Genomic DNA, 23,481 nt, shown 5'->3' on the forward strand with positions numbered 1-23,481 from the left:
CGCGGTGGTGGGCACGCCGCACCTCGACGGTTTGGGCGCGGGGCTGGCGGCCGTCGAAGCGGGGGGGGATGACGGTGACCCGCACCTCATCACCCAGGGTGTCGTCGATGACGGCACCGAAGATGATGTTGGCTTCGGGGTGCACGGCTTCTTGCACGAGACGGGCCGCGTCGTTGATCTCAAAGATGCCGAGGTTGGATCCACCCTGGATCGACAGGAGAACGCCGTGGGCGCCGTCGATGCTCGCTTCGAGCAGGGGCGAGGCGACGGCGAGTTCGGCCGCCTTGATCGCACGGTCGGCGCCACGAGCGGAACCGATACCCATGAGGGCCGAGCCGGCGCCCTGCATGACCGACTTGACGTCGGCGAAGTCGAGGTTGATCAGGCCGGGGGTGGTTATCAGGTCGGTGATGCCCTGCACACCGGCCAGGAGCACCTGGTCAGCGGTCGCGAAGGCCTCGAGCATGCTGATGCCGCGGTCGCTGATTTCGAGCAGGCGATCGTTGGGCACGACGATGAGAGTGTCGACCTCGTTCTTGAGCGAGGCGACACCGGTCTCGGCCTGAGCCTGGCGACGCTTGCCCTCGAAGCCGAACGGCTTGGTGACAACACCGATGGTGAGCGCGCCGATCGACTTGGCGATCCGGGCCACGACGGGGGCGCCACCGGTTCCGGTCCCGCCACCTTCACCGGCGGTGACGAAGACCATGTCGGCCCCGGCGAGGGCCTCTTCGATCTCTTCGGCGTGGTCCTCGGCGGCGCGGCGACCCACCTCGGGGTCAGCGCCGGCACCAAGTCCGCGGGTGAGGTCACGACCGACGTCGAGCTTGACGTCGGCGTCGCTCATCAACAGAGCCTGGGCATCCGTATTGATGGCGATGAACTCGACACCGCGCAGACCCAGTTCGATCATGCGGTTGACGGCGTTGACGCCGCCACCGCCGATACCGACAACCTTGATGACGGCTAGATAATTTTGATTGTTTGACACGTCCGGCCTCCGGGTGGAACCCTAAACCTCTAGTCGAAGTTTAAAGTTATGCTGAGTATGCAATTCCTGATTACGAAAGTATGCGGGCACGGCGCGTCGCTGGGGAGGCGCGCCCGCGTGTCGCGAAGATCTCTCTGAATCCGTTGCGAACTAGCGCAGCACGGCGCTGTCGGGCGAGGAGACGTCGTATTCGTTGACGGTGCCGGCCGGGTGCCCGATAAGAAGAGCGGCGAGCACGACGGCCTTGTACTCGGACTTCTCCGGGCTGCCCCACACCACCCGTTCGCCGCCGAGCAGATTGAGGGTGACGTCATCCGTTGTCACCGCGGTCACCAAATCCAACTGGGTGCGGATACTGCCGGGCAGCACGGCAAGGACCGCGGCGGCCGCCTTGAACCCAGCACTGCCAATTCCGTTCGGCGCGTCGATCAACGGGTAGCCTGGGCTTCGTTCCGGCGTCGTTTCGATGACGACGCCGGCGGCATCGACCAGATCGAAGCCGGTCCGGCCGGCCAACACGCCGACCGGAACCCGCTCGACGATGCGCACTACCAGTGTGCCGGGCGGGCGACTTTCGGTGACATAGCTCTGGATGAGCGTGAACTTCGACAGTTCGCTTTTGACCACATCGCCATCAATGAGGGGCAGCGGGGTTCCGAGTTGGTCGGCCAGGGCCGCCGACACGTCTCCGGCCGGAATGCGGTTGGTGCCGACGACCTCGATCGTGCCGAGTGCCATCAGCGGCGAGTAGGCGGCACCGATAATGAGGCCGAAAGCGAGACCAACGGTACCGACACCAAGAATCCACGCCGTGCGCCGACGCCGGGTGCGTCCGGTGAACCGTCGCACCTCGGCGCGTTCGAAGCGTTTGCGGGCACGCTGGGCCGCGCGCAGCACGGACCGTGCCGCACGGGCTCCCGCCGAAGCACCGGGGGACTCATCGGGCGTTTGTCCCTTCGCTGCAGGGGCCGCAGGAGGTGCGGAAGCTGCGGTAGCGACAATCGGCACGGGAACCACCGTGATCGACGAATCTGATGCGACTTTCCCGGCGAGCACGATCGGTTCCGTCGTCGTGTCGGAGGGATCGAAGGGTTTCGACGTGCGTTTCGGGGCGGCGACAACGCCGCCCCGGGTGTTCTTCGCCTTCGCCGTGTCGGGATTCCGCTGGTCTGAGTGCGGCGCGGTGGCGCTTTCCCGGTCAGATTCGTCGTGCGGTGCCGAAGCCGGCTTGGCTCGGGGCGGTTTCGAGCCCTGAATCGACGAAGAAGTCGGCTTGCGACTCGGCTTGCGAGCCGGCTCGGGTGTGGACGGGGCCGGGCTGTCGAAGCCGGCCGGCCGCCTCACCGCCGCCTCATCCGCGGACCTTTTCGAGCGAGGCGAGCAGCTGGGGCACGATGCGATTGACGTCGCCGCAGCCGAGGGTCACGACGAAGTCGCCGTCGCGGGCGATGCCGGCCAGGTAGTCGGCGGCATCCTGCCAGTCGGGCACGTAGGCGACGTGGGACGGGTCGCGGAACAGCTCGGAGACGATCGCACCGGTCACGCCGGGCTCGGGGTCTTCGCGGGCGCCATAGACGCCGAGCACGATGGTCTGGTCGGCGAAAGTCTCGAGGGTCTCGGCGAATTCCCGCGCGAACAGGCGGGTGCGGCTGTATAGGTGCGGCTGGTGCACCGCGATGATGCGGCCCTCGCCGACAACGGTGCGGGCCGCCGCGAGAGCGGCGGCGACCTCGGTCGGGTGGTGGGCGTAGTCGTCGTACACGCTGACGCCGCCGACCGTGCCGTGCAGTTCGAACCGGCGCTGGGTGCCGCCGAAGCCGGCGATCTCGGCAAGGCTGGCTGCGGGGTCGAAGCCGAGGCCGACCAGAACGGCGAAGGCGCCGGCCGCGTTGATGGCGTTGTGTTTGCCGGGGATGCGCAGGGTGGCGCTGTAATCCTGGCCTCGCCAGGCGACGCTGAAGCTCACCGGTCCGGTCGGGGTGATGGAGTGCACGCGTACGGTGGAATCGGGGTGCTCGCCGAACGTGATCACGCGGGCGGCGGCATCCGCTTCACTCATGCTCGCGGTGATGGTCGCGGTGACGCGCACCGCACCGACGTCGTCGGAGGAGATGACGACGAGCTCGCTCGCGTTGCGGCTGAACTCGACAAACGCGGCCTCGAACGCTTCGAGCGAGCCGTAGTGGTCGAGGTGGTCGGGGTCGACGTTCGTGACCAGGGCGACCGCCGTGTGATACAGCAGAAAGGAGCCGTCGGATTCATCGGCTTCGACCACGAACAGGTCGTCGGCTCCGCTCGCGGAGCTGACCCCGAGCGATTCGATCACGCCGCCGTTGACGAAGCTGGGTTCCCGGCCGAGACCAAGCAGACCGGTGACGATCATGCCCGTTGAGGTGGTCTTACCGTGCGCGCCGGCCACCGCGACGAGCCGGTGCTCGCGAATGAGCCAGGCCAGGGCCTGGGCGCGGTGCAGCACCGGGAGGCCGCGTTCGCCCGCGAGCACATACTCGGGGTTGTCCTGCCAGAGCGCCCCGGTGACTACCAGCGTGTCGGCGTTGCCGACATTGGCCGCGTCGTGCCCGATGAACACGGTCGCGCCCAGGTCGCGGAGCGCCTGCACGTTGGGCGAATCCTTCGCGTCGGAGCCGGTGACCGTGAAGCCACGGTTCACAAACAAGCGAGCGATGCCGCTCATGCCGGATCCGCCGATGCCCACGAAGTGCACCACTCCGAGGTTGTCGGGAATGGTCAAAGTGAGGTCTGGTTTGATCACGGTGGTGCGCTCTTCTCGATTGCAGTTAATGAGTTGTGAAACAGATGGTGCGGGCACTACGTTACGCGTGCGGCCTGACGATCACGACGCGAGCGCCTCGTGGACCAGGTCGAGCATGCGGGCCGTTCCGTCGAGTGCGCCAACGGATGCCGCCCCCCACGCCATCACCTCCAGCCGCGCCCGGTCACCCAACAGGGTCACCAGCTCGCCCTGAACCCAGGCCGGCACGAAGTCTGTGTCGTCGATCAGCAGGCCCCCTCCGGCTGCCAGCACGGGCGCGGCATTGAAACGCTGTTCTCCATTGCCGACCGGGTAGGGCACGTACACGGCGGGAATGCCGAGCGCGCACAGTTCGCTCACGGTCGCTGCTCCCGCCCGGGTCACGGCGACATCAGCCGCGGCGAGGGCGAGATCCATCCGGTCGCAGTAGACGACCAGGTGGTAGTGCGGTAGCTCGGGGTCGGTGACCTCGGCCGCACTGCCGGTGATGTGCAGCACCTGCCAGCCCGCAGCGATGAGTGCGGGCGCCGCAGCGACCATCGTGGCGTTGAGCCGGCGCGCTCCGAGCGATCCGCCGGTGACAAGAAGAACGGGCCGGTCGGGCAGGAGAGCGAAGAAAGCCAGGGCTTCGGGCCGGGCCGCCGCGCGGTCGAGCTGTTCGATTTCGGGCCGGAGCGGCATGCCGACGAACCGGGCGTGCCGAATCGGAGTACCGGCGAAGGCGACACCGACGTGCCGGGTCAGGCGAGCGCCGAGCTTGTTGGCCAGCCCTGGCTTTGCGTTCGCCTCGTGAATGACGATCGGAACCCCGGCGCGCCGGGCAGCGAGGTAGGCCGGCGTGGAGACGTAGCCGCCGAAACCGACGACCACGTCCACGTGGCGCGAACGGATGATGTCGCTCACCGCCCGCGCCGCTGCAGTGAACCGCGGCAGAAAGCGCAGGGCCGCAAGATTCGCACGGCGCGGAAACGGCACCCGGGGCACGACGATGAGCTCGTAACCGCGGGCGGGAACCAGGCGCGCCTCGAGACCCTCAGCCGTGCCGAGAACCAGCACCGTGGCATCCGCTTCGGTGGCGCGGATTCGGTCCGCGAGCGCGAGCAGGGGGTTGACGTGACCGGCGGTTCCGCCGCCGGCCAGAAGGTACGTGGTCATGCCCGTTCAGCCTCGATGGAGTCAGGAGTTGGGTCGCTCGAGCGGTCGCCGCGCGCAAAGGAGAGCACGATACCGATCGCGACGAGGGTGGTCAGCAGAGCGGTGCCACCGGCCGAGATCAACGGGAGCGGCACGCCCAACACGGGGAACACTCCGAGCACCACGCCGATGTTCACGAAGGCCTGGCCGATGATCCAGACCATGACGGCGGCGGTCGAGACCTTCGCCTGCACGGTCGTGGCCGTTCGCATGATGCGGAGGAAGGCGAAGGCCAGCAGAATGAACATGCCCAGCACGACGATGCACCCGATCAGGCCGAGCTCTTCGCCGATGATGGCGAAGATGTAGTCGTTGTCGGCGGCGGGTAGCCAAGACCATTTGGCCTTGGAATTGCCAAGCCCGACGCCGAGGATTCCGCCGTTGGCCAGCGCCCAGGTGCCGTGCAGCGGCTGCCAGCAGCTGCTGGAGATCTCCCCACTCAGCTGGGTGCAGCCCTCGTTGAGGAAGCTCATGATGCGGGTCATGCGGTTGGGGCTCAGAATGGCCAGGGCGACGACACCGGCCACGCCGACCAGCAGCGGCACGGCGAGTAGGCGCAGTTTCACGCCGGCAAAGAACAGGGCGCCGAACAGAATCCCGGCCATGATCATGACGGTTCCGAGGTCGCCGCCGATCATGACGAGCAGAACGGCGCCGCCGCCGACCCCGAACACCGGAATGAACACGTGCTTCCAGTCGTCGAGCTGGTTCTGCTTGTGCGAGAGGATCATGCCGAGCCAGATGATCAGGGCCACCTTGATGCCCTCGGACGGCTGAAACTGAACGCCGGCGATGTTCAGCCAGTTGGTGTTGCCGCCGGTGCCGCGGCCGAGCCCGGTGGCCACCACGAGAAACTGAAAGAAGCAGGTGATCAGCATCGACGGCCAGGCCACGCGCCGCCAGAACGCGAGCGGCAGCCGGCTGACGACGAGCATGAGCGGAATACCCATCAGCGCGAACATACCCTGACGCAGCAGACCGCCGAAGAAGCCCATGTCGGCCAAGAAGGAGTCCACCGACGACGACGACAGCACCATGACGAGGCCGAAAATGACCAGGAACAGGGTCGTGCCGAGCAGCAGAAAGTAGTTGCCGCCCTCAGCTTTGAAGACCCGACCGAGGTTGATCCGAACGGATGGCCCGCTCGGCGTTTCCGGCTCGGCCGGCTTGTTGGTTGCTCGCGACGGGCGCCCGGCAGCGGGGCGGGACGCCGCAGCAGGGCGGGACGCCGCCGTGGTGCGCTCCGCCTGCGCGGCCGACCTGGTGCGGGACGCGGGGTCGCGGGGCACCTGTACCATCCGCGTCACCTGCCCAAGAAGTCGTGTACTGCCTGATTGAAAAGCCGGCCGCGTTCGGCGTAGCTCTCGAACTGGTCCATTGATGCGGCGGCCGGTGCGAGCAATACTGTGTCACCGGCGCGAGCGAGTTCGGCGGCCAACCGCACCGCCCGCGTCATCACCTGTTCAGTGTTGTCCGGGTCGATCTCGAACACGGTCAGGTCCGGGGCGTGTCGCGCGAATGCCTGCCGTAATGCCAGTCGATCGACGCCGATGATGATCGCACCTCGCAGCCGACCGACGTGCTTGTGCACGAGGGCGTCGACGTCGACCCCCTTGAGCAGTCCGCCGACCAGCCAGACGACGGATTCGTAGGCGGCCAGCGACGCGTCGGCGGCGTGCGGATTGGTGGCCTTGGAATCGTCAACCCACTCCACGCCGTCGCCGATTGCGACGGTCTCGATGCGGTGCGCGTCGAGGTGAAAGGTTTCGAGCGCCGTGTGAATGGTCTCCGGCAGCACACCAAAGGACCGGGCGAGGGCGCTCGCGGCGAGCACGTCCATGATCACGTGCGGGGCACCGAGCCCGGCGGCGACGAGGTGCGGCACGGTGGTCAGCTCGAGGGCGCGTTCGAACCGGTCCTCGAGAAAGGCCCGGTCGCAGACGATGCCGTCGACAATGCCCAACTCGCTCGGTCCCGGAACGCCGAGTCCGAAACCGATCGCCCGGGCGCCGTCCTGCACGTCGGCCTGCTGCACCATCGAAAGGGTCGCGACATCCGCTAAATTGTAGACGCAGGCGACCGCGGTGTTCAGGTAGACGGTGGCCTTGGCTGCGCGATAGGCCGCAGCCGTTCCGTGCCAGTCCAGGTGGTCGTCGGCGACGTTGAGGCAGAGGCTCGCCCAGGGCGCAAGCGCGCCGGGGCCGCTGTGCGGCAGATGGTGCAGCTGGTAGCTCGACAGTTCGACGACGAGCACATCCCAGCCCTGCGGGTCACGGATGGCGTCGAGCACGGGCACGCCGATGTTTCCGCAGGGGGCGACGCGGCTGCCGTGGGCGGCGAGCATCGTGGCGGTGAGTTGCACGGTGGTGGTCTTGCCGTTGGTGCCGGTGACGAGCATCCACTCGGCGGGGGTACCGACTTTATCGCGCAGCCGCCAGGCCAGCTCGATATCGCCCCAGACCGGTACCGCATGGTCGGCCGCCCACGTGAGCAGCGGGTGGTCGGGGTGAAAACCGGGTGACACGATGATCAATTCCGGATGCTGCGCCGCGAGCTCTGCAGGCACCTCGCGCAGGTCCGCCTGCACGAATGGCACCCCGAGCACGGTGAGCAGATCGAATCGTTCGTCGGGGCCGGGCGACGCGAGCACGAGCACGTCGGCGCCCAATTCGACGAGGGTGTCGGCTGCAGCGAAGCCGGTCACGCCGAGGCCGAGTACGGCAACGCGGAGGCCTGTCCAGTCCGCGTGCCAGCTGGTGAGCCCGTTCAGGCGTTCGTTGGCCATGTCGTCAACGGTCACTAGCGCGACAACCACTCGAGGTAGAACGATCCGACGCCGGCGGCGACGAGCAGGCCACCAATGATCCAGAACCGCACGACGACCGTGACTTCGGCCCAGCCTTTGAGTTCAAAATGGTGGTGGATCGGACTCATGAGGAAGATTCTCTGACCGTGGGTGATTTTGAAGTACGCCCGCTGCACGATCACCGACCCGGCTTCCATCACGAACAGGCCGCCGATGAGCACGAGCAGCAGTTCGGTGCGGCTGAGAATCGCAAGGGCGGCGAGGGCGCCGCCGAGGGCGAGTGAGCCGGTGTCGCCGAGAAAGATCTTGGCCGGCGAGGTGTTCCACCAGAGGAATCCGATCAGGCCGCCAACGATGGTGGCGGCGACGATCGCCAGGTCGAAGGAGTCTGGCCCCAGATAACACTTGTACTGGTCAGCGGCATCCGCTCCCCCGAAGCAGCTCTGGTTGGACTGCCAGAAGCCGATTACGACGAAGGATCCGATGGCGAAGATGAGCGACCCGGTGGCGAGACCATCGAGGCCGTCGGCGACGTTGACGCCGTTCGAGGTCGCGGCGACGATGAGGCAGATCCAGATCAGGAAGATACCGATACCGATGACGGTGCCGAGCTTCATGAAATCCAGAGGAAGGTCGCGAATGAACGAGATGCTGGTCGAGGCCGGTGTCTGGCCGTTGCGGTCGACGAATTGCAGCGACAGGACGCCGAAGGCGCCGGCGACGATGACCTGGCCGAGCACCTTGGACCAGCCGCCGAGTCCGAGGCTGCGCTGGTTGCGGGTCTTCAGAAAGTCATCGAGAAAACCGACGAGCCCGAGTCCGACCATCATGAACAGCACCAGCAGCGGCGACGGGGTGAACGGCCGTTGTTCGATCAGCATGGCAGTGAAATAGCTGATCAGCACGCCCAGAATAATGATGATGCCGCCCATGGTGGCGGTGCCACGCTTGGCGTGGTGACTCTTGGGGCCGTCGTCGCGAATGAACTGGCCCCAGCCGAACTTCTTGAACAATCGAATGAACAGCGGCGTCAGAAACAGGGTGAATGCGAGCGAAAAAGCACCCGACAGCAGAAGGACTCTCACGAGAACAAGTCTCCCAGTCGATCGCCGAGGAATCGCAGGCCCGCGGAGTTGGACGACTTCACGAGTACAGTGTCCCCCGGATTCACGATCCTTCGCACCAGATCGAAGGCTTCGTCCGGCGTGTCGACATAGGCCGACTCGCCGTCCCAGGATCCCTCGTTGATGGTGCTGATGTGCATGCGGCGGGCTGCTGGGCCGACCACGATCATCTGGGAGATGTTGAGGCGCACGGCGAGCAGTCCGATGCGATCGTGCTCCTCTCCGGCCAGTTCACCGAGTTCGGCCATCTCGCCGAGCACCGCGATGGTGCGTCGGCCGGGCGTGCCGATCTGCGCGAGGGTCTTGAGTGCGGCGCTCATCGAGTCGGGGCTCGCGTTGTAGGCGTCGTTGATGACGGTGACATCATCTTTGCCGCCGAGCACCTCCATGCGCCAGCGTTCGGCCCGGGTGGTCGCTTGCAGTGCATCGACGATGTCGCCGAGGGCGACTCCGACTACCTCGGCGGCGGCGGCCGCAGCGAGGGCGTTCATGACGTGGTGCTCACCGAGCACCTTGAACACGACCGGAGCGCTCTGCCCGCTCGCGAGGTGCAGGGTGAAGGTTGTTCCGGTGCGGCTGGAGTGGAGGTCGCTCGCGCGCACGTCGACCCGGCCGTATTCGCCGAAGCGCACGATGCGGGCGGGGGTGAGCGCGGCCATCTGCGCGACGCGTGGATCGTCGGCGTTGAGCACCGCGACATCCGTTTCGAGCAGGTCGGTGACCATTTCGGATTTGGCCCGTACGGTGGCCTCAAGATCGCCGAACTCGCCGGCGTGGGCGAGGCCGATGGTGAGCACGATGCCGACGTCGGGCCGGGCCAGGCGCACGAGATGCGCGATGGCGCCCTCGCTGCTGGCCCCCATCTCGATCACGAGGAACCGGGTGTCGAACGTCACCTCGAGCATCGTCATCGGCGCACCGACCTGGTTGTTGAAGGAACCGCGCGGGGCGACGGTGGGCCCGACCCGTTCGAACATGCCGCGCAGCAGATTCTTGGTCGTGGTCTTGCCGTTGGAACCGGTGACGGCCACGACCTTGAGTGCCCCTCCGGCGCGCACCCGGGCGACGACCGCGGCGGCCAGGGCGCCGAGCGCTGCGACGGCGTCGACGACGACGATCTGGGTGACCGGGAGGTCGAGCAATCGTTCCACGATGAGCAGCGCGGCACCGTGTGTGGCGGCGACGGGCGCGAACAGGTGCCCGTCGGTGACCGCGCCGGGCTTGGCGACGAAGATGGAGCCGGGCTCGATCAGCCGGGAGTCGGTCTGAACCGAACCGTCAACCAGGTCAGTGGGCGATGCGGCGTCGGTGAGGTGCAACGCACCGTCGACGGCCTGGCTGATGTCGGCCAGGGAGAGGGCGATCATTTACAGCCACCCCGCGTCGCGCAGCGCCTGGCGGGAATCATCCCGGGCCGAATACGGCAGTTTCACGCCTTGTACCTCGTGGAAGTCCTCGTGGCCTGGGCCGGCGTACAGAATGGTGTCTCCTTCGTGTGCGAGTGACAACGCCGTGCGGAATGCCGCACGGGGGTTGGCCACCTCGTAGAACTCGCCGTCTGGCACGGCTTCGCGCGCTGCCACAAGCAGAACGGCACGGATGCTCGCGGCGTCTTCAAACCGCGGGTGAAAGTCGGTCACGATCACGATATCGCTGCCCTCTGCGGCGATCCTGCCCATATCGGCGCGTTTGGTGGTGTCGCGATCACCGTCGGCGCCGAACAGCATGATCAGTTTGCCGGGGGTGAATTTGCGCAGGGCCGCGAGCGTGTTGAGAAACGCGTCGGGGCTGTGACCGTAGTCGATGAAGACGAGCGGGCCGCGATCACCGGAGATACGCTCGGCGCGTCCGGGAATGAACGCGACAATGCCGCCGTCGCGATTCAGCGTGTGTTGGATCGCGGAGAGGTCGAATCCGCTTTCGACGAGCATGACGATGGCCAGGGCGGCGTTGGCGGCCATATACCAGCCGAGCAGCGGCACCCGGGTGTGCAGGCGGCGGCCGTCAGGACCGTCGAGCACGAAGTCGGTGTGGGTGGCGGTTTCGCCCACCACGGTCATGCGCCAGTCGGCGTCAACGTCGGCGCTGTTGGTGATGGTCGTCACGGGGATGCGGCATTCGTCGGCCAGTCGGCGACCCCATTCGGTGTCGATGGTGACCACGCCACGGTGCGAGCGGTCCGGCTGGAACAGCTCGAACTTGGCCTGAAAGTAGTCGTCCATCGCGGCGTAGTCGTCAAGGTGATCGTGGCTGAGGTTGGTGAACGCGGCGATATCGAAGACGAGCCCGTCGACCCGGTCACGGGTGAGTGCCTGCGCCGATACCTCGATGCCGACCGCGCGCACCTCGGCCTCGTTCATACGGGCGAGCAGGGCGTGCAGTTCGCTGGCCTCGGGCGTGGTGAGTGCACTCGTGACGGCGAGGTCGCCGATGCGGCGTTCGGCGGTGGAGGTGAGCCCGGAGACGATGCCGAGCTGGTTCAGAATACCGAAGAGCAGGTAGACGACGCTGGTTTTACCGTTGGTGCCGGTGACCGCGAACAGGGTCGCCGGGTTGTCGTGGGTGCGGTAGATCCAGGCGGATACCGCGCCGAGCGCGGCGCGGGCATCCGGTGTCACGAGCACGGGCAGACCGCTGGCCGCGGCGAGCAGCCCGCCCGCCTTGTCGGTGAGAATGGCCACGGCGCCGGCCTCGGCGGCCGCAGCGGCGAAGGTGGCACCGTGCAGGTGCTGGCCGGGAACGCCGACATAGAGGTCGCCCGGTTGCACCGTGCGTGAGCTCAGGCTCACACCGGTGACTTCGAGACCGTCGATGTCTCCACGTAGTTCCAGATTAAATTCGGCAACCAATCCTGACAACGACCGCGGTACGGGATGCTCGGGACGGAGAGCCGACGGCGCCAATTCAGACACGTAGGGCTCGCTTTCTTACCAGGTGGAAGGGAGGTCAGGCGCAGTCGCGCCTGAGGGAACCGCCCGGTACTTTTTCAACACCTGGCTCATGATCTCCTGGAAAACCGGAGCCGGTGCGGCAGATGTGTTCAGTTTAACAGGGTCGGCGATGCTGACCGAGACGACATACTGCGGATCGTCGGCCGGAGCGAACCCGGACACCGACACCAGATACCCTTTGGAGTACCCACCCTTGCCGTCCGGCATCTGCGCGGTACCGGTCTTCGCGGCGACCCGATAGCCGGGAATGTTCCATTTGCTGGCCACCCAGCTCTTTTGGTACACCATCTCGAGCACATCGCTCGTTTTGTTCGCCGCCGTCTCGGACAGCACCCGGGTGCCGGTCCCGTTGGGCACGTTTGTCAGGGTGCCGTCGGCCTGCCGACAGCCCTCCACCAGCTGCACCGGCATGCGTACACCGTCGTTGGCGATGGTCTGGTAGATGCTCGCTACCTGCAGAGCGCTCGTGGTGAGGCCCTGCCCGAACATGGTCGCGTAGCTGGTCTGGTTGTCCCACGCATCAGCCGGGTGCAGGATTCCACCATCTTCTCGCGGAAAACCGGTCTCGGTCGCGGTGCCCACACCGAAGGCCTTCATATAGTCGAAACGCTGCTGATTGGTGAGCAGTTCGCCGAACTTGGACATGCCGGTGTTGCTCGAATCGATCAACACGCCGGTGAGGGTCATGTGCTGGTCGGGGTGCTGATGGCTGTCGTTGATATTGGCTCCGTTGGCCGGCAGATAGCGGTACGGAGCGACGATGCCGGTATCGAGCGTGGCAACTCCGGCATCGAGAACGGATGCCGCGGTGAGCGCCTTGAAGGTCGAGCCCGGTTCGAAGGACTGGGTGAAGGCGCGGGAGCCGCGATTCTGCGGGTTCTCGGTGCCGCCGACATTATTCGGGTCGACCGAGGGATAGTCGGCGACGGCGAGGAGCCTGCCGGACTTGGCGTCCTGCACGACCGCGGTCGCCCAGGCGGCCCCGGTTTCCTGCGCCCTCGCGGCGAGGGTCTGCTGCACGAACCATTGCAGGTCGGAGTCGATGGTGGTGACGACGTCGCCGCCGTCGACGGCTTCGGTATTCGTCACACTGCTGCCGGGAATACGCACGCCGTCGGCGCCTTTTTCGTAAGTCTCCGAGCCGTTGGTGGAGGCCAGGCAGGCATCCTGCCCGGATTCGAGGCCGGCTTGCGGCACGCCCTCCCCCGACAGGAAGCCGAGCACGTTGCCAGCGACGGCCCCGTTCGGATACACCCGGCTCGGGCTGTTTTCGGAATAGGTCCAGGGAATGTGCAGGTCCTGCACGGCGCGCAGAACGTCGACGTCGACTTTCTTTGCGACGTAGGCAAAGTTCGCCTTGGCGTTGGTCTTGAGGGCGGCCCCAATGGTCAACAGAACGGCGTCACCGGTTTGGCCGGTGGCGGCACCGATTTCGGCGGCAGCGTCGGCCACCGAGATCTCGACCTTCTTGCCGTCGACGGTGCGCTTGAATGGTGTCGCATTCACCGGGGACATGGTGATGTTGTATCGCATGACCGTTCCGGCCAGCACGACACCGTTGGTGTCGACGATCTCGCCCCGCGAACCGTAGACCACCTGGCCGACCGAGCGGTTTCCCACGGAGTCGGCGGTGAGCGAATCGGCCTGCACCACCTGAATGTCGACCAAGCGCACCAGGAACACGCCGATCACTGCGAACAGCACGACAATGGTGAAAAAGGTGCGCCGACGGCTGGACCGTGAGTTAGTCGGGTTGTTGTTTCGGGCACTGCTGTTGCGCACGCTCATCTGCCCATCTTGGTCGACTCGGGGAAACTATCGGGTAGTGGGCGCCGCGAGTCCCGCAGGAACTACCGGAGCGCTCGTAATGGCCACGGTGCCGGCCGTCGCCGCCGCGTCGTCGGGCAGCTGGGACAGCAGGGGGCTGCCGGTCAGCAGGGCGTTGGGAACGAGGCTGGCCGCTCCGGCCTGCGAACCCGACGCCGAGGCCGGAGCGCCCAAAACAGCGCCGTCGGACAGACGCAGGTAGACGGGGTCGGAGTTGCTGACCATGCCCAGCCCCTCGGCGTTGGCGGCGAGGCTTTGCGGGGACGACACCCGCACGAGGTCTTCACTCAAGCTCGCGGCCGTGCGGCCGAGCTCGGACTGGCTCGACTGCAGGCTCGAGATTTCGTAAGCGCCCTGGGAGATGCCAACGCTCAGCAGGAGCTGAGCGACGATGATGGCGGCCATGCCAGCCACTGCGGTGAAGGCATAGAAGATGCGCGGCCGAGCCCGAGGGCTCGGCGTCGACGAGACCAGACGAAACCCACGATGTGCCGGTGCCGGAGTTTCGAACTGTTCGCGTTCAACCGCGAAAGACACGCGTGCCAGGTTGTCGCTCATGCGGCGGCCCTTCTCAGTCGTTCGGCGGCGCGCAGCCGTACCGGCGTCGCGCGGGGGTTGATGGCCTTCTCCTCGTCGGAAGCCAGTTCGGCTCCGCGCAGCAGCAGGGTGAAGAGTGGTTTGTGTTCGGGCAGTTCCACCGGAAGGCCGGCGGGAGCTGTGGAGCCGGATGCCGCGGCGAGGGCCCGCTTGACGATGCGGTCCTCGAGGGACTGGTACGCCATGACGACGATGCGGCCACCGACGGCGACGCGGTCGAGTGCGGCGGGAATGGCCCGTTCGAGCACGGCAAGTTCCTGGTTGACCTCGATGCGCAGCGCCTGGAATACCCGCTTGGCCGGGTGACCGAGGCGCTGAATGGCGACCGGGGTGGCCTTGGTGATCACGTCGACCAGTTGCGCCGAGCGCACGAAAGGAGCCGTTTCGCGGGCCTCGATGATGGCCTTGGCGTAGCGGGCGGAAAGTTTCTCTTCGCCGTAGTCCTGAAAGATGCGCTTGAGATCGCGTTCGCTGTAATCGGCGAGGATGCTCTCGGCGGTCAGGCCGGCGGTGCCGTCCATGCGCATGTCGAGAGGGGCATCCTTTGAGTAGGAGAAGCCACGTTCGACGCGGTCGATCTGCAGCGAGGAGACGCCGAGGTCGAAGAGCACACCGGCGACCTCACCGATGCCGAGTCCATCGAGAGCCTCGCCGATACCGTCGTAGACGGTGTGTACGAGATGAACCCGGTCGCCAAAGCCCTTGAGGCGTTCCTCGGCGATCGCGAGGGCCTCGGTGTCGCGATCGAGGCCGACGAGGGTCAGACCGGAGAAGCGGGACAGGATCGCTTCGGCGTGGCCGCCCATGCCCAGTGTCGCATCGACGAGCACAGCGCCGGGCTTGGTGAGCGCCGGAGCGAGCAGCTCGACGCACCGTTCGAGCAGTACCGGGGTGTGAATATCATTGCTGGCCATAATGCCGGGATAGTCCGTGAGACCTGATTCCCCTCCATTTCGTCCTGGCACCGGGGAAGTGTGTCAGGGCGAAAACGGCTGGGAGTCAGGCGCCAGGGGCTAGAAGAGTCCCGGAATCACCTCCTCCGTCGTGTTGGCGTACGAGGTTTCCTGCTCGGCGAGGTACGTTGCCCACGCTTCGCTGTCCCAAATCTCGACTCGGCTGCCAGCACCGATGACGGTCAGTTCCCGGTCAAGTCCCGCATAGCTGCGGAGGTTGCCGGGGATGGTGACGCGGTTTTGTTTGTCCGGTGTTTCCGAGCTTGCACCCGACAGGAACACCCGGAGGTAGTCACGAGCTTGCTTGCTCGTGACCGGCGCCTGGCGGATTTTGTCGTGCAGCGTCTCGAATTCGCGGGTGCTGAAGACGTAGATGCAGTGTTCCTGTCCCCGCGTCATCACAACACCGGTGGAGAGTTCGTCCCGAAACTTCGCGGGAAGAATGATGCGACCTTTTTCGTCGAGCCGGGGGGCGTAGGTGCCAAGGAACACGCTCACCCCTTTCTTCCGGCCAGATTCAGGTGTGGCTCCACTTTACTCCACCTTCAACCACTAACCTAAGAAAATGGACCGATTTTGCGAGTTAATCGACAAATTAGCCCGAATTCATTGAAAATTATCGGTGGAGGAGAATGGAGCATTTTTTCGCAGAATGGATGCTTCCGGCCCATTCTTGGGCACAAAAAAAGGGCCGATCAGATGATCGGCCCTGTCAGGCTGCGAATTCTTGAGTTATGGACGCACGGTGGAGGGTCTGCGTTTACCGAGGTGTCGCGCTACTGACCATCCTGGCGGCGGTCCCAACGATCGTTCAGGCGCTCCATGAAGCCCTGGTTGGACTTGGCCTGGGCTGGACGACGACCCGGTGACGACGGCCCCGGAAGGGAGGGATTGGCTCTGCCGGGCGTCACGGCGATGAGCACCCCGCCGAACATGACGATGAAGCCGAGAATACCGAGCCAGAGCTGCGCAATGGCAACACCCGCGATGAGGGCGACAATGCCGGCGACCGCAAGCAATACGCCGATCGCAATGGAACGATAGTTCGGGCGAAGTCGCGAAGCTCCAACGCTTGCGACAAAGTCGGCATCGTTGTGATAGAGGCTGCGCTCCATCTCTTCAAGGAGTCGCTGCTCCTGTTCCGAAAGCGGCATCTCATTCCCTCCATTACGGGATCGAGCGGGTGGGTTGACAAGTTCGAACTGGGTACGAACGATCTACCCAATTCTAACCCCGCCGTGGTGGCTAGGCTATACGAGTGTCTGAAAGCAAACGCCTGGTCGACTTGGTTCAATCTCGCATCGACGAGTACCTCATGTCCCGCGAACCAATTGTGACCCTGATCAGCTCCGATCTGACTCCCCTAATCGACTTCTCACGGCAGTTTCTCAGCGGTGGAAAGCGCTTTCGAGCCCAGTTTTGTTACTGGGGTGCGCAGAGCATTCTGCTCCCCGATTGCGACGCCCAAACGGGCCCAGAATCGGGCCCCGAGCCAGTCAAGAAAGCGGCGGGAGAACCGGTGGACGGTGCGGCCGACGAGGGCGCAGCATCCGCTGCCGCGGTGCCCTTAGCAGCCGGGTTGGCGGCGGTTGTGTCGGCAGCCAGCGCACTCGAGATTTTTCACGCGGCGGCGCTCGTGCACGACGACATCATCGATAATTCCGACACCCGTCGCGGGGCCCCCAGCGCTCACAAGCTGTTCGAAAGTTTGCACCAGAGTGAGGGCTGGGCCGGCGACCCTGTCTCGTTCGGTCGCGCGTCGGCTATTCTGCTCGGCGACCTGCTGCTCGGCTGGAGCGATGAACTGCTCGACGAAGGACTCTACGAACTCACCGATCGGGCCGCGGCCCGGCGAGCCCGCCTCGAGTTCAACCACATGCGCACCGAGGTCACGGCCGGGCAATACCTCGACATTCTGGAGGAACGCGCCTGGCTCGCCCAGCCGGAGGCGGAGCTGCTCGATCGGGCCTTGCGGGTGATCGTGTACAAGTCCGCCAAGTACAGCGTTCAGGCCCCGCTGGTGATCGGGGCGGCGCTGGCCGGCGCCTCGGCCGCACAACTGACCTCGCTGCGTGCGTTCGGCCTGCCGCTCGGCATGGCCTACCAGCTGCGCGACGACCTGCTCGGGGTGTTCGGCGACGCCACGTTGACCGGCAAACCGAGCGGGGACGATCTGACCGAGGGCAAGCGCACGGTATTGATCGCGCTGGCTCGAGAGCGCCTCGAGGACACGGATCGCACGTCGCTCGACGCTCAGCTCGGTGACCCCACGCTCGACGCCGCGCAGATTCGCGCGCTGCAGCAGCTGATTGCGGCCAGCGGCGCAATCGACCGGGTCGAGACTCTCATCGAGTCGCAGGTGGCTGAGGCGTTGGCAGCGCTGCAGACAGCGCCCATCAGTGCCGGGGCCCAGCAGAAACTGCTGGACCTCACCGATCGGGTGACGCGCCGAACGTTCTGACCGGAACGCGTTCTGGTTTGGCCAGGGCCTGTATCGGCAGGGCCTTGGCTGGGTGAGACCTGTTCAGGCGAGGGCCTGGGCGACCCGACGCACTTCGGCCTTACGGCCGGCGCGGAGGGCTTCGATCGGGGGGACACCCAGGCTGTCGTCGACCTCGAGCAGCCAGGTCATGGCCTGCATGTCGGTGAAGCCGTCGTCGGCCAACACGAACAGGGTGCCGCGGAGTTCGGGTACCGGAACGCCGTCACGTAGAAAGAGGGAAGGGACCGATACGACGTTGTCCCGCCGGATGGCCAGCAGGTACTTGTCGTCGATCAGGTGCCGCACGCGGCTCTGGCTCATTCCGAGCAGGTTGACAAGGGCAGGAATAGTAAGCCACTCGGGCTCTGAAGACACATCACTCACTCGTTAAGCTTCCCATGATTTGCGGCCGCGGCAAAACCTCCGGGCGCTTTTTATCGTGATCAGTGCCATTTCGTGCCACCCGTTCAATTGACTCCCCCTGATAATTGTGAAAACCTCGCAGTGGGGATTGTTGCAGACGCCACGTTGCTGTACGAACTCTCTGTGCACAATGATCCGGTACGCGCAATGAACGGAGCACCATGTCGACCAGGGTGAAAACGAATACACCGGATGCCGCGGCGTCCGCTGCACGAAACGCAGGCCTTCCCGAGGCGAGCGTCGCCGTCGCCTTTTCTGGTGCTGGCGCTGATGACACTGCCAAGCGGCGGGAAAAGAAGTCGAGCGACCTGCGTTCCCGGCCGGCAATACTGACCGTGCCGATCGTGCTCGTCAGCACGATCGCAATCAGCCTCAACCTCGCCGCGCCTGCCCAGGCTCAGGCCCTGGCGAAGAAGCCGCTCGAGTCCAAGCTCGCCGAGACCACTCCCGTGCTCGCCGTAGCAGCGGTCGCCCAGGCCGTGCAGATCGCGCCCGCCCTGTACCCGGTCGTGGACGGCGACACCGTGAGCGGCATCGCCGCGCGGTTCGGCCTGTCGACGGCGACCGTGCTGGCGCTGAACGGTCTCGATCCCCGGGCCTTGATTTTTGCCGGCCAGGTTCTGACCCTGACCCAGGCGGGGGCGCCGACCGCTGCCCCAGCGGAAACCGCTAGCGCCGTACCGAACAACTCCACCGTACCGAACAACTACACCGTGCAGAGCGGCGACACCATCAGCGCAATAGCCGCCGCCCACGGCCTGAAGGCCGCTGATGTTCTCGGAGCCAACGGCCTGACCGATAGCAGCGTCATTTATCCCGGTCACAGTGTGCTTCTCACCATAGCCCCCGCGATGGAGTCGGCCGCGTACATCGCACCCGTGACCAGTGGCGCTGCAGCAGCCACGTACACGATCGCCTCCGGCGAAACCATTGCCGCTGTGGCCAACGCGTCTGGGGTGAGCGTGCAGGCGGTGCTCGACGCCAACGGCCTCGGCTGGTCGAGCATTATCTATCCCGGGCAGGTGCTGACCCTGCCGCTGACCGCGGCACCGACGTCCGTTTCAACCGCAACGGTGCCAGCCCCCGCACCGATCACGGTCGCAACGGCTGGTGTGGTCACCCCGATGTCGGAGGAAATGCGGCAGAACGCCCAAACGATCGTTTCGGTCGGGCGGGGCGTCGGAGTGAGCAATGCCGGTCTCGTCGTGGCACTGGCCGCAGCGGCCCAGGAATCGGGGCTGCGCAACGTGGACTACGGCGACCGGGATTCGCTCGGCCTGTTCCAGCAGCGCCCGAGCGCCGGCTGGGGTACCCCGGAGCAGGTGATGGACCCGGTGTGGGCCAGTCTCGCCTTCTTCGGCGGCACGAGCAACCCGAACCCGAACGTGACCCGGGGGCTGCTCGACATCGCCGACTGGGAATCGATGACCGTGACCCAGGCGGCCCAAGCCGTGCAGATTTCGGCGTACCCCGACTACTACGCGAAGTGGGAAACCTCGGCACTGGCCTGGGTCAGCCAGATCGGCTAGCCCCCGTGCGGGCTCGAACCGGTGGCCGGGTCCCTGACCCCGACTACCGACCTCTGACCCCTGACCCCTGACCGGGATCGTGCAGCCTGCGCGCCGCGCGCCGGTGCCGCCGTCGAATTCCGTAGAATCAAGGAGTGAGCGTTCCCTCGACCGACCCGATGATCGGCCGTCTAATAGACGGCCGATATCAAGTGCGCTCGCGCATCGCGCGCGGCGGCATGGCCACCGTCTACCTCGCCACCGACTTGCGCCTGGAACGCCGCGTCGCAATCAAGATCATGCACGGCCATCTCGCCGACGATAGCGCGTTCAAGATCCGGTTCATTCAGGAGGCGCGATCGGCCGCCCGACTGGCCCACCCCAACGTCGTGAACGTGTTCGACCAGGGCCAAGACGCCGATATGGCCTACCTCGTCATGGAATATCTGCCGGGCATCACCCTGCGTGACCTGCTCAAGGATTACGGCCGGCTCACCCCCGAGCAAACCCTCGACATTCTCGAAGCCGTGCTCAGCGGGCTCGCGGCTGCCCACAAGGCGGGCATCGTGCACCGCGACGTCAAGCCGGAGAACGTGCTGCTCGCCGACGACGGACGCATCAAGATCAGCGACTTCGGCCTGGCCCGCGCGGTCAACAACAACACGGCGACGGGCCAGGCCCTCCTCGGCACCATCGCCTATCTCTCCCCCGAACTCGTCACCCGCGGCATCGCTGACGCGCGCAGCGACATCTATGCCCTCGGCATCATGACCTTCGAAATGCTCACCGGCGAGCAGCCCTATGTGGGTGAAGCTCCCATGCAGATCGCCTACCAGCACGCCAACGACACGGTTCCGATGCCGAGCAGCAAGGTCGCCTCCGTTCCCCGCGAACTCGACGAACTTGTACTGTGGGCCACCGCACGCGACCCCGAAGACCGTCCCCGTGACGCCCGGGTCATGCTCGACCAACTGCACGATGTGAGCGCGCTCGTGCGCGGCGGCACCCATGAACTGACCCTGCAGTCGACCATGGTGCTGCCCACCAGCCTGCGCACCGGCGTCAACGCGGTAGCGGATGCCGAAACCCAGGTTCTCCGTGCCAGGCTCGCTCCCACGAAACCTCCCGCCGCGCCCCTGCTGGGCATCCACCCGGTCGGCACCGGCCCGGTCGGCCCGCCCGACAGCGGCGACCTGCTGAGCAAAAAAGCCGACAAGCGCAAGCGCCGCGGCTTCTGGCTGTTCGCACTCGTGATTCTCATCACCGCGGCCCTTGGCGGAACCGGCTGGTACTTCGGATCCGGCCCAGGGTCCGACGTGGTGGTGCCCGACTTCGCATCGGCTTCCCCGCAGGCAGCCTCGTCCCAGCTGACCGAGCTCGGTCTGAAACCCGAGCTGGGCGGCGCCTTCAGCGCCACGATCGCCGAGGGTCTCGTCATCGGCACCGATCCCGATACCGGCAGCCGCGTACCGCAGGACAGCACGGTCACAGTCATCGTCTCCCAGGGGTTGCAGCCCATCACACTCCCCGCCCTGGCCGGGTCAACGCAGGCGCAGGCATCCGCTGTCATCACCGAATTGAAAGCCGTGGTCGGCAGCATCGACCCGGTCTTCAACGGTGACGTGCCCGAGGGCTCCGTCATCTCCGCGAGCAAAGAAACCGACGGTGCCGATGTCTCGGCCGGGGGCGAATACTTCGAAGGTCTGACCGTCAACCTCGTCGTGTCACTCGGGGCCATTCCCAACGTCGACGGCAAGTCCGTGGCCGAAGCCACCGACATTCTGGCCGGTAAGAACCTGCTCGTGGTGTCGGGCGAGCAGACCTATAGCGACACCGTTTCCGAGGGCAACGTCATCACCGCCCGGGTACCCGACGGCACCATTCGAGGGGGTGCCACCCTCACCCTGGTCATTTCCCGAGGCCCCGAGCCTGTCATAGTGCCTGATGTCATCGGCAAGTCGTGGGGCGACGCCAAAGCGATTCTCGAAGCCGCCGATCTGAAGCTGGAATACAACATTTTCGCCGATGCCGCACCCGGCTTGTTCACCGTGACCAAGGTCACTCCGGGGCCCGGACAATCAGTTCCCAGGGGTTCCACCGTCAAAATCAACTTCTCGGCCTAGCCTCGCGGGCCAGAAGCGGAAGGCGGGACGTCACCGAAGGAGTGCGGCCAAATACGTGGAGCGTAGGCACCCACGCTTCTGCGATAAGTCCAGCCTCAGACGTGGAGCACGCACTCTCCAGGTGACCACCAACGTCGCGATGCGCGGGAGCTGCGCCACTGCGCGGGAGGCGCAACTCGCGCGCACCTGCGTAGCTCCCGCGCGTCGTGTTGCGCGGGACTTCTGGCCAAGCAACAACTCCCGCGCACTGGCGTAGCTCCCGCGCAGCGTTTTCGGGCCCACGTTCCGGGCCCGGGCCCCGTGCGGAATGCGTGGGGAATGCGTACGGAATGCGTGCGGAATGCGTGGGGCTCTAGCGGACCGCGAGCTCTTCAGCAACCAGGAAGGCCAGCTCAAGCGACTGCGTGTGGTTCAGGCGAGGATCGCAGAGCGACTCGTAGCGGGTCGCCAGGGCGGCCTCGTCAATGTGCTCCGACCCGCCGAGGCACTCGGTGACATCATCGCCGGTGAGCTCAACGTGAATTCCACCGGGGTGAGTCCCCGCGGCACGGTGCGCATCGAAGAAACCCTTGACCTCGTCGACGACGTCATCGAAACGACGGGTCTTGTAGCCGGTCGGCGTGGTGACGCCGTTGCCGTGCATGGGGTCGGTGACCCACAGCGGCGTCGCTTCGCTCGTTTTGATGGCCTCAAGCAGCGGCGGCAAAGCATCCCGCACCTTGCCGGCACCCATACGGGTGATGAAGGTCAGACGGCCCGGTTCGCGGTTCGGGTCGAGCTTGTCGACGAGGCGCAGCATGTCGTCGGCCGAGGTGGTCGGGCCGAGCTTGACGCCGATCGGGTTGCGCACTCGCGACAAGAAGTCCACGTGGGCGCCATCGAGGTCGCGGGTGCGTTCGCCGATCCAGATGAAGTGTGCCGAGGTGTTGTACGGCGTGCCGGTGCGCGAGTCGATGCGGGTCATCGGGCGCTCGTAGTCCATCAACAAGCCCTCGTGGCTGGTGTAGAACTCGGTGCGTCGCATGGCCTCGAAGTCAGCGCCGCACGCGATCATGAACTTGATCGCCCGGTCGATGTCCTTGGCCAGGCCTTCGTAGCGCTGATTGGCCGGGTTGGCGGCGAAGCCCTGATTCCAGCTGTGTACCTGGCGCAGGTCGGCGAAACCACCCTGCGTGAAGGCGCGAATGAGATTAAGCGTGGAGGCGGCGGTGTGGTACGCCTTGACCAGCCGATCCGGGTCGGCTTCGCGCGACTGGGGGGTGAACGGGTAACCGTTGACGATGTCGCCGCGGTACGCCGGCAGAGTCACGGCGCCGCGGGTCTCGAAGTCGCTTGAGCGCGGCTTGGCGAACTGGCCGGCCATGCGCCCCATCTTGATCACGGGCATCGACGCACCGTAGGTGAGCACGACGGCCATCTGCAGCACGGTCTTGACCCGGTTGCGAATCTGATCGGCCGTGGCACCGCTGAACGTCTCGGCGCAGTCGCCGCCCTGCAGCAGAAAACCCTGTCCGCCAGCGGCCTGGGCGAGCCGGTCGCGCAGAATGTCGACCTCACCGGCAAAGACGAGCGGCGGCTGGGTGGCCAGCTCAGCGGATGCCGCAGCCACCTTCCCAGCGTCGGGCCAGGTCGGCTGCTGCTTGATCGGCAGGGTGCGCCAGTGGTCGAGACCCGTGATGACAGAAGCTTCTGCGGCAACGATGGGTTCGGTGGGGTCTACCACGGGATG

The 23,481-nt window shown here is 65.8% G+C and carries 19 protein-coding genes; 3 read left to right on the forward strand and 16 right to left on the reverse strand.

All coding sequences use genetic code 11. From position 1 onward, the window contains the following. From ftsZ to LH475_RS07415, 14 genes are all read right to left on the reverse strand, one after another. Nucleotides 1-991: cell division protein FtsZ (ftsZ, locus tag LH475_RS07350; RefSeq protein WP_297413202.1), on the reverse strand; the 991-nt coding region annotated here is incomplete at its 3' end. A gap of 150 nt (nt 992-1,141) precedes the next feature. Continuing rightward, entirely contained in the window at nt 1,142-2,335 is a 1,194-nt protein-coding gene (locus LH475_RS07355) for an FtsQ-type POTRA domain-containing protein (protein ID WP_297413203.1), read from the reverse strand. Nucleotides 2,336-2,342: 7 nt separating this feature from the next. After that, the gene (gene murC, locus LH475_RS07360) at nt 2,343-3,764 is read right to left on the reverse strand and encodes a UDP-N-acetylmuramate--L-alanine ligase (RefSeq protein WP_297413204.1); all 1,422 of its coding nucleotides are present in this window, start codon (nt 3,762-3,764) and stop codon (nt 2,343-2,345) included. Nucleotides 3,765-3,845: 81 nt separating this feature from the next. Next, entirely contained in the window at nt 3,846-4,919 is a 1,074-nt protein-coding gene (locus LH475_RS07365; protein ID WP_196843812.1) for a UDP-N-acetylglucosamine--N-acetylmuramyl-(pentapeptide) pyrophosphoryl-undecaprenol N-acetylglucosamine transferase, read from the reverse strand. Then, a complete protein-coding gene (gene ftsW, locus LH475_RS07370) occupies nt 4,916-6,256 on the reverse strand; it encodes a putative lipid II flippase FtsW (protein WP_297413205.1) in 1,341 nt (446 codons plus the stop codon). The genes LH475_RS07365 and ftsW overlap by 4 nt, the downstream gene beginning before the upstream one ends. Nucleotides 6,257-6,261: 5 nt before the next feature. Beyond that, the gene (gene murD, locus LH475_RS07375) at nt 6,262-7,743 is read right to left on the reverse strand and encodes a UDP-N-acetylmuramoyl-L-alanine--D-glutamate ligase (RefSeq protein ID WP_196843883.1); all 1,482 of its coding nucleotides are present in this window, start codon (nt 7,741-7,743) and stop codon (nt 6,262-6,264) included. A gap of 14 nt (nt 7,744-7,757) precedes the next feature. Then, nucleotides 7,758-8,849, reverse strand: coding sequence for a phospho-N-acetylmuramoyl-pentapeptide-transferase (mraY, locus tag LH475_RS07380; protein WP_297413206.1), 1,092 nt, complete (start codon nt 8,847-8,849; stop codon nt 7,758-7,760). Then, nucleotides 8,846-10,255: a UDP-N-acetylmuramoyl-tripeptide--D-alanyl-D-alanine ligase gene (murF, locus tag LH475_RS07385; protein WP_297413207.1), complete on the reverse strand. Its 1,410-nt coding sequence runs from the start codon at nt 10,253-10,255 to the stop codon at nt 8,846-8,848. Before murF ends, mraY begins: the two co-directional genes overlap by 4 nt. Further along, on the reverse strand, nt 10,256-11,800 hold the full coding sequence (locus LH475_RS07390; protein ID WP_297413208.1) for a UDP-N-acetylmuramoyl-L-alanyl-D-glutamate--2,6-diaminopimelate ligase: 1,545 nt from the start codon (nt 11,798-11,800) through the stop codon (nt 10,256-10,258). Nucleotides 11,801-11,815: 15 nt separating this feature from the next. Further along, nucleotides 11,816-13,627, reverse strand: a complete 1,812-nt coding sequence (locus LH475_RS07395) for a penicillin-binding protein 2 (RefSeq protein ID WP_196843817.1) — start codon at nt 13,625-13,627, stop codon at nt 11,816-11,818. A 27-nt stretch (nt 13,628-13,654) separates the two neighbouring features. After that, on the reverse strand, nt 13,655-14,224 hold the full coding sequence (locus tag LH475_RS07400; RefSeq protein WP_196843818.1) for a hypothetical protein: 570 nt from the start codon (nt 14,222-14,224) through the stop codon (nt 13,655-13,657). Further along, nucleotides 14,221-15,177: a 16S rRNA (cytosine(1402)-N(4))-methyltransferase RsmH gene (rsmH, locus tag LH475_RS07405; RefSeq protein WP_196843819.1), complete on the reverse strand. Its 957-nt coding sequence runs from the start codon at nt 15,175-15,177 to the stop codon at nt 14,221-14,223. The genes LH475_RS07400 and rsmH overlap by 4 nt, the downstream gene beginning before the upstream one ends. 99 nt (nt 15,178-15,276) lie before the next feature. After that, complete coding sequence (gene mraZ / locus LH475_RS07410) at nt 15,277-15,708, reverse strand: division/cell wall cluster transcriptional repressor MraZ (protein WP_092110083.1); 432 nt, start codon at nt 15,706-15,708, stop codon at nt 15,277-15,279. Between the two features lie 284 nt (nt 15,709-15,992). After that, a complete protein-coding gene (locus LH475_RS07415; protein ID WP_196843820.1) occupies nt 15,993-16,370 on the reverse strand; it encodes a DUF3040 domain-containing protein in 378 nt (125 codons plus the stop codon). 104 nt (nt 16,371-16,474) lie between these two features. Between LH475_RS07415 and LH475_RS07420 the strand changes: the two genes are divergently transcribed. Beyond that, entirely contained in the window at nt 16,475-17,677 is a 1,203-nt protein-coding gene (locus LH475_RS07420; RefSeq protein WP_196843821.1) for a polyprenyl synthetase family protein, read from the forward strand. Nucleotides 17,678-17,740: 63 nt separating this feature from the next. Here LH475_RS07420 and LH475_RS07425 read toward each other — a convergent pair whose 3' ends face one another. Continuing rightward, complete coding sequence (locus LH475_RS07425; RefSeq protein WP_327012113.1) at nt 17,741-18,082, reverse strand: Rv2175c family DNA-binding protein; 342 nt, start codon at nt 18,080-18,082, stop codon at nt 17,741-17,743. Between the two features lie 212 nt (nt 18,083-18,294). Here LH475_RS07425 and LH475_RS07430 point away from each other — a divergent pair, with 212 nt between their 5' ends. Both LH475_RS07430 and pknB read left to right on the forward strand, forming a co-directional pair. Beyond that, nucleotides 18,295-19,650 (forward strand): LysM peptidoglycan-binding domain-containing protein, encoded by a 1,356-nt coding sequence (locus LH475_RS07430; RefSeq protein WP_297413209.1) that lies wholly within the window; start codon nt 18,295-18,297, stop codon nt 19,648-19,650. A gap of 134 nt (nt 19,651-19,784) precedes the next feature. After that, nucleotides 19,785-21,752, forward strand: coding sequence for a Stk1 family PASTA domain-containing Ser/Thr kinase (pknB, locus tag LH475_RS07435; protein WP_297413210.1), 1,968 nt, complete (start codon nt 19,785-19,787; stop codon nt 21,750-21,752). Nucleotides 21,753-22,104: 352 nt separating this feature from the next. On the opposite strand, the gene LH475_RS07440 is transcribed toward pknB, so the two are convergent. Continuing rightward, a complete protein-coding gene (locus LH475_RS07440; protein WP_196843825.1) occupies nt 22,105-23,475 on the reverse strand; it encodes a class II 3-deoxy-7-phosphoheptulonate synthase in 1,371 nt (456 codons plus the stop codon). Between the last annotated feature and the right edge of the window lie 6 nt (nt 23,476-23,481).

This window comes from Cryobacterium sp. (assembly GCF_026786305.1).
Lineage (GTDB): Bacteria > Actinomycetota > Actinomycetes > Actinomycetales > Microbacteriaceae > Cryobacterium.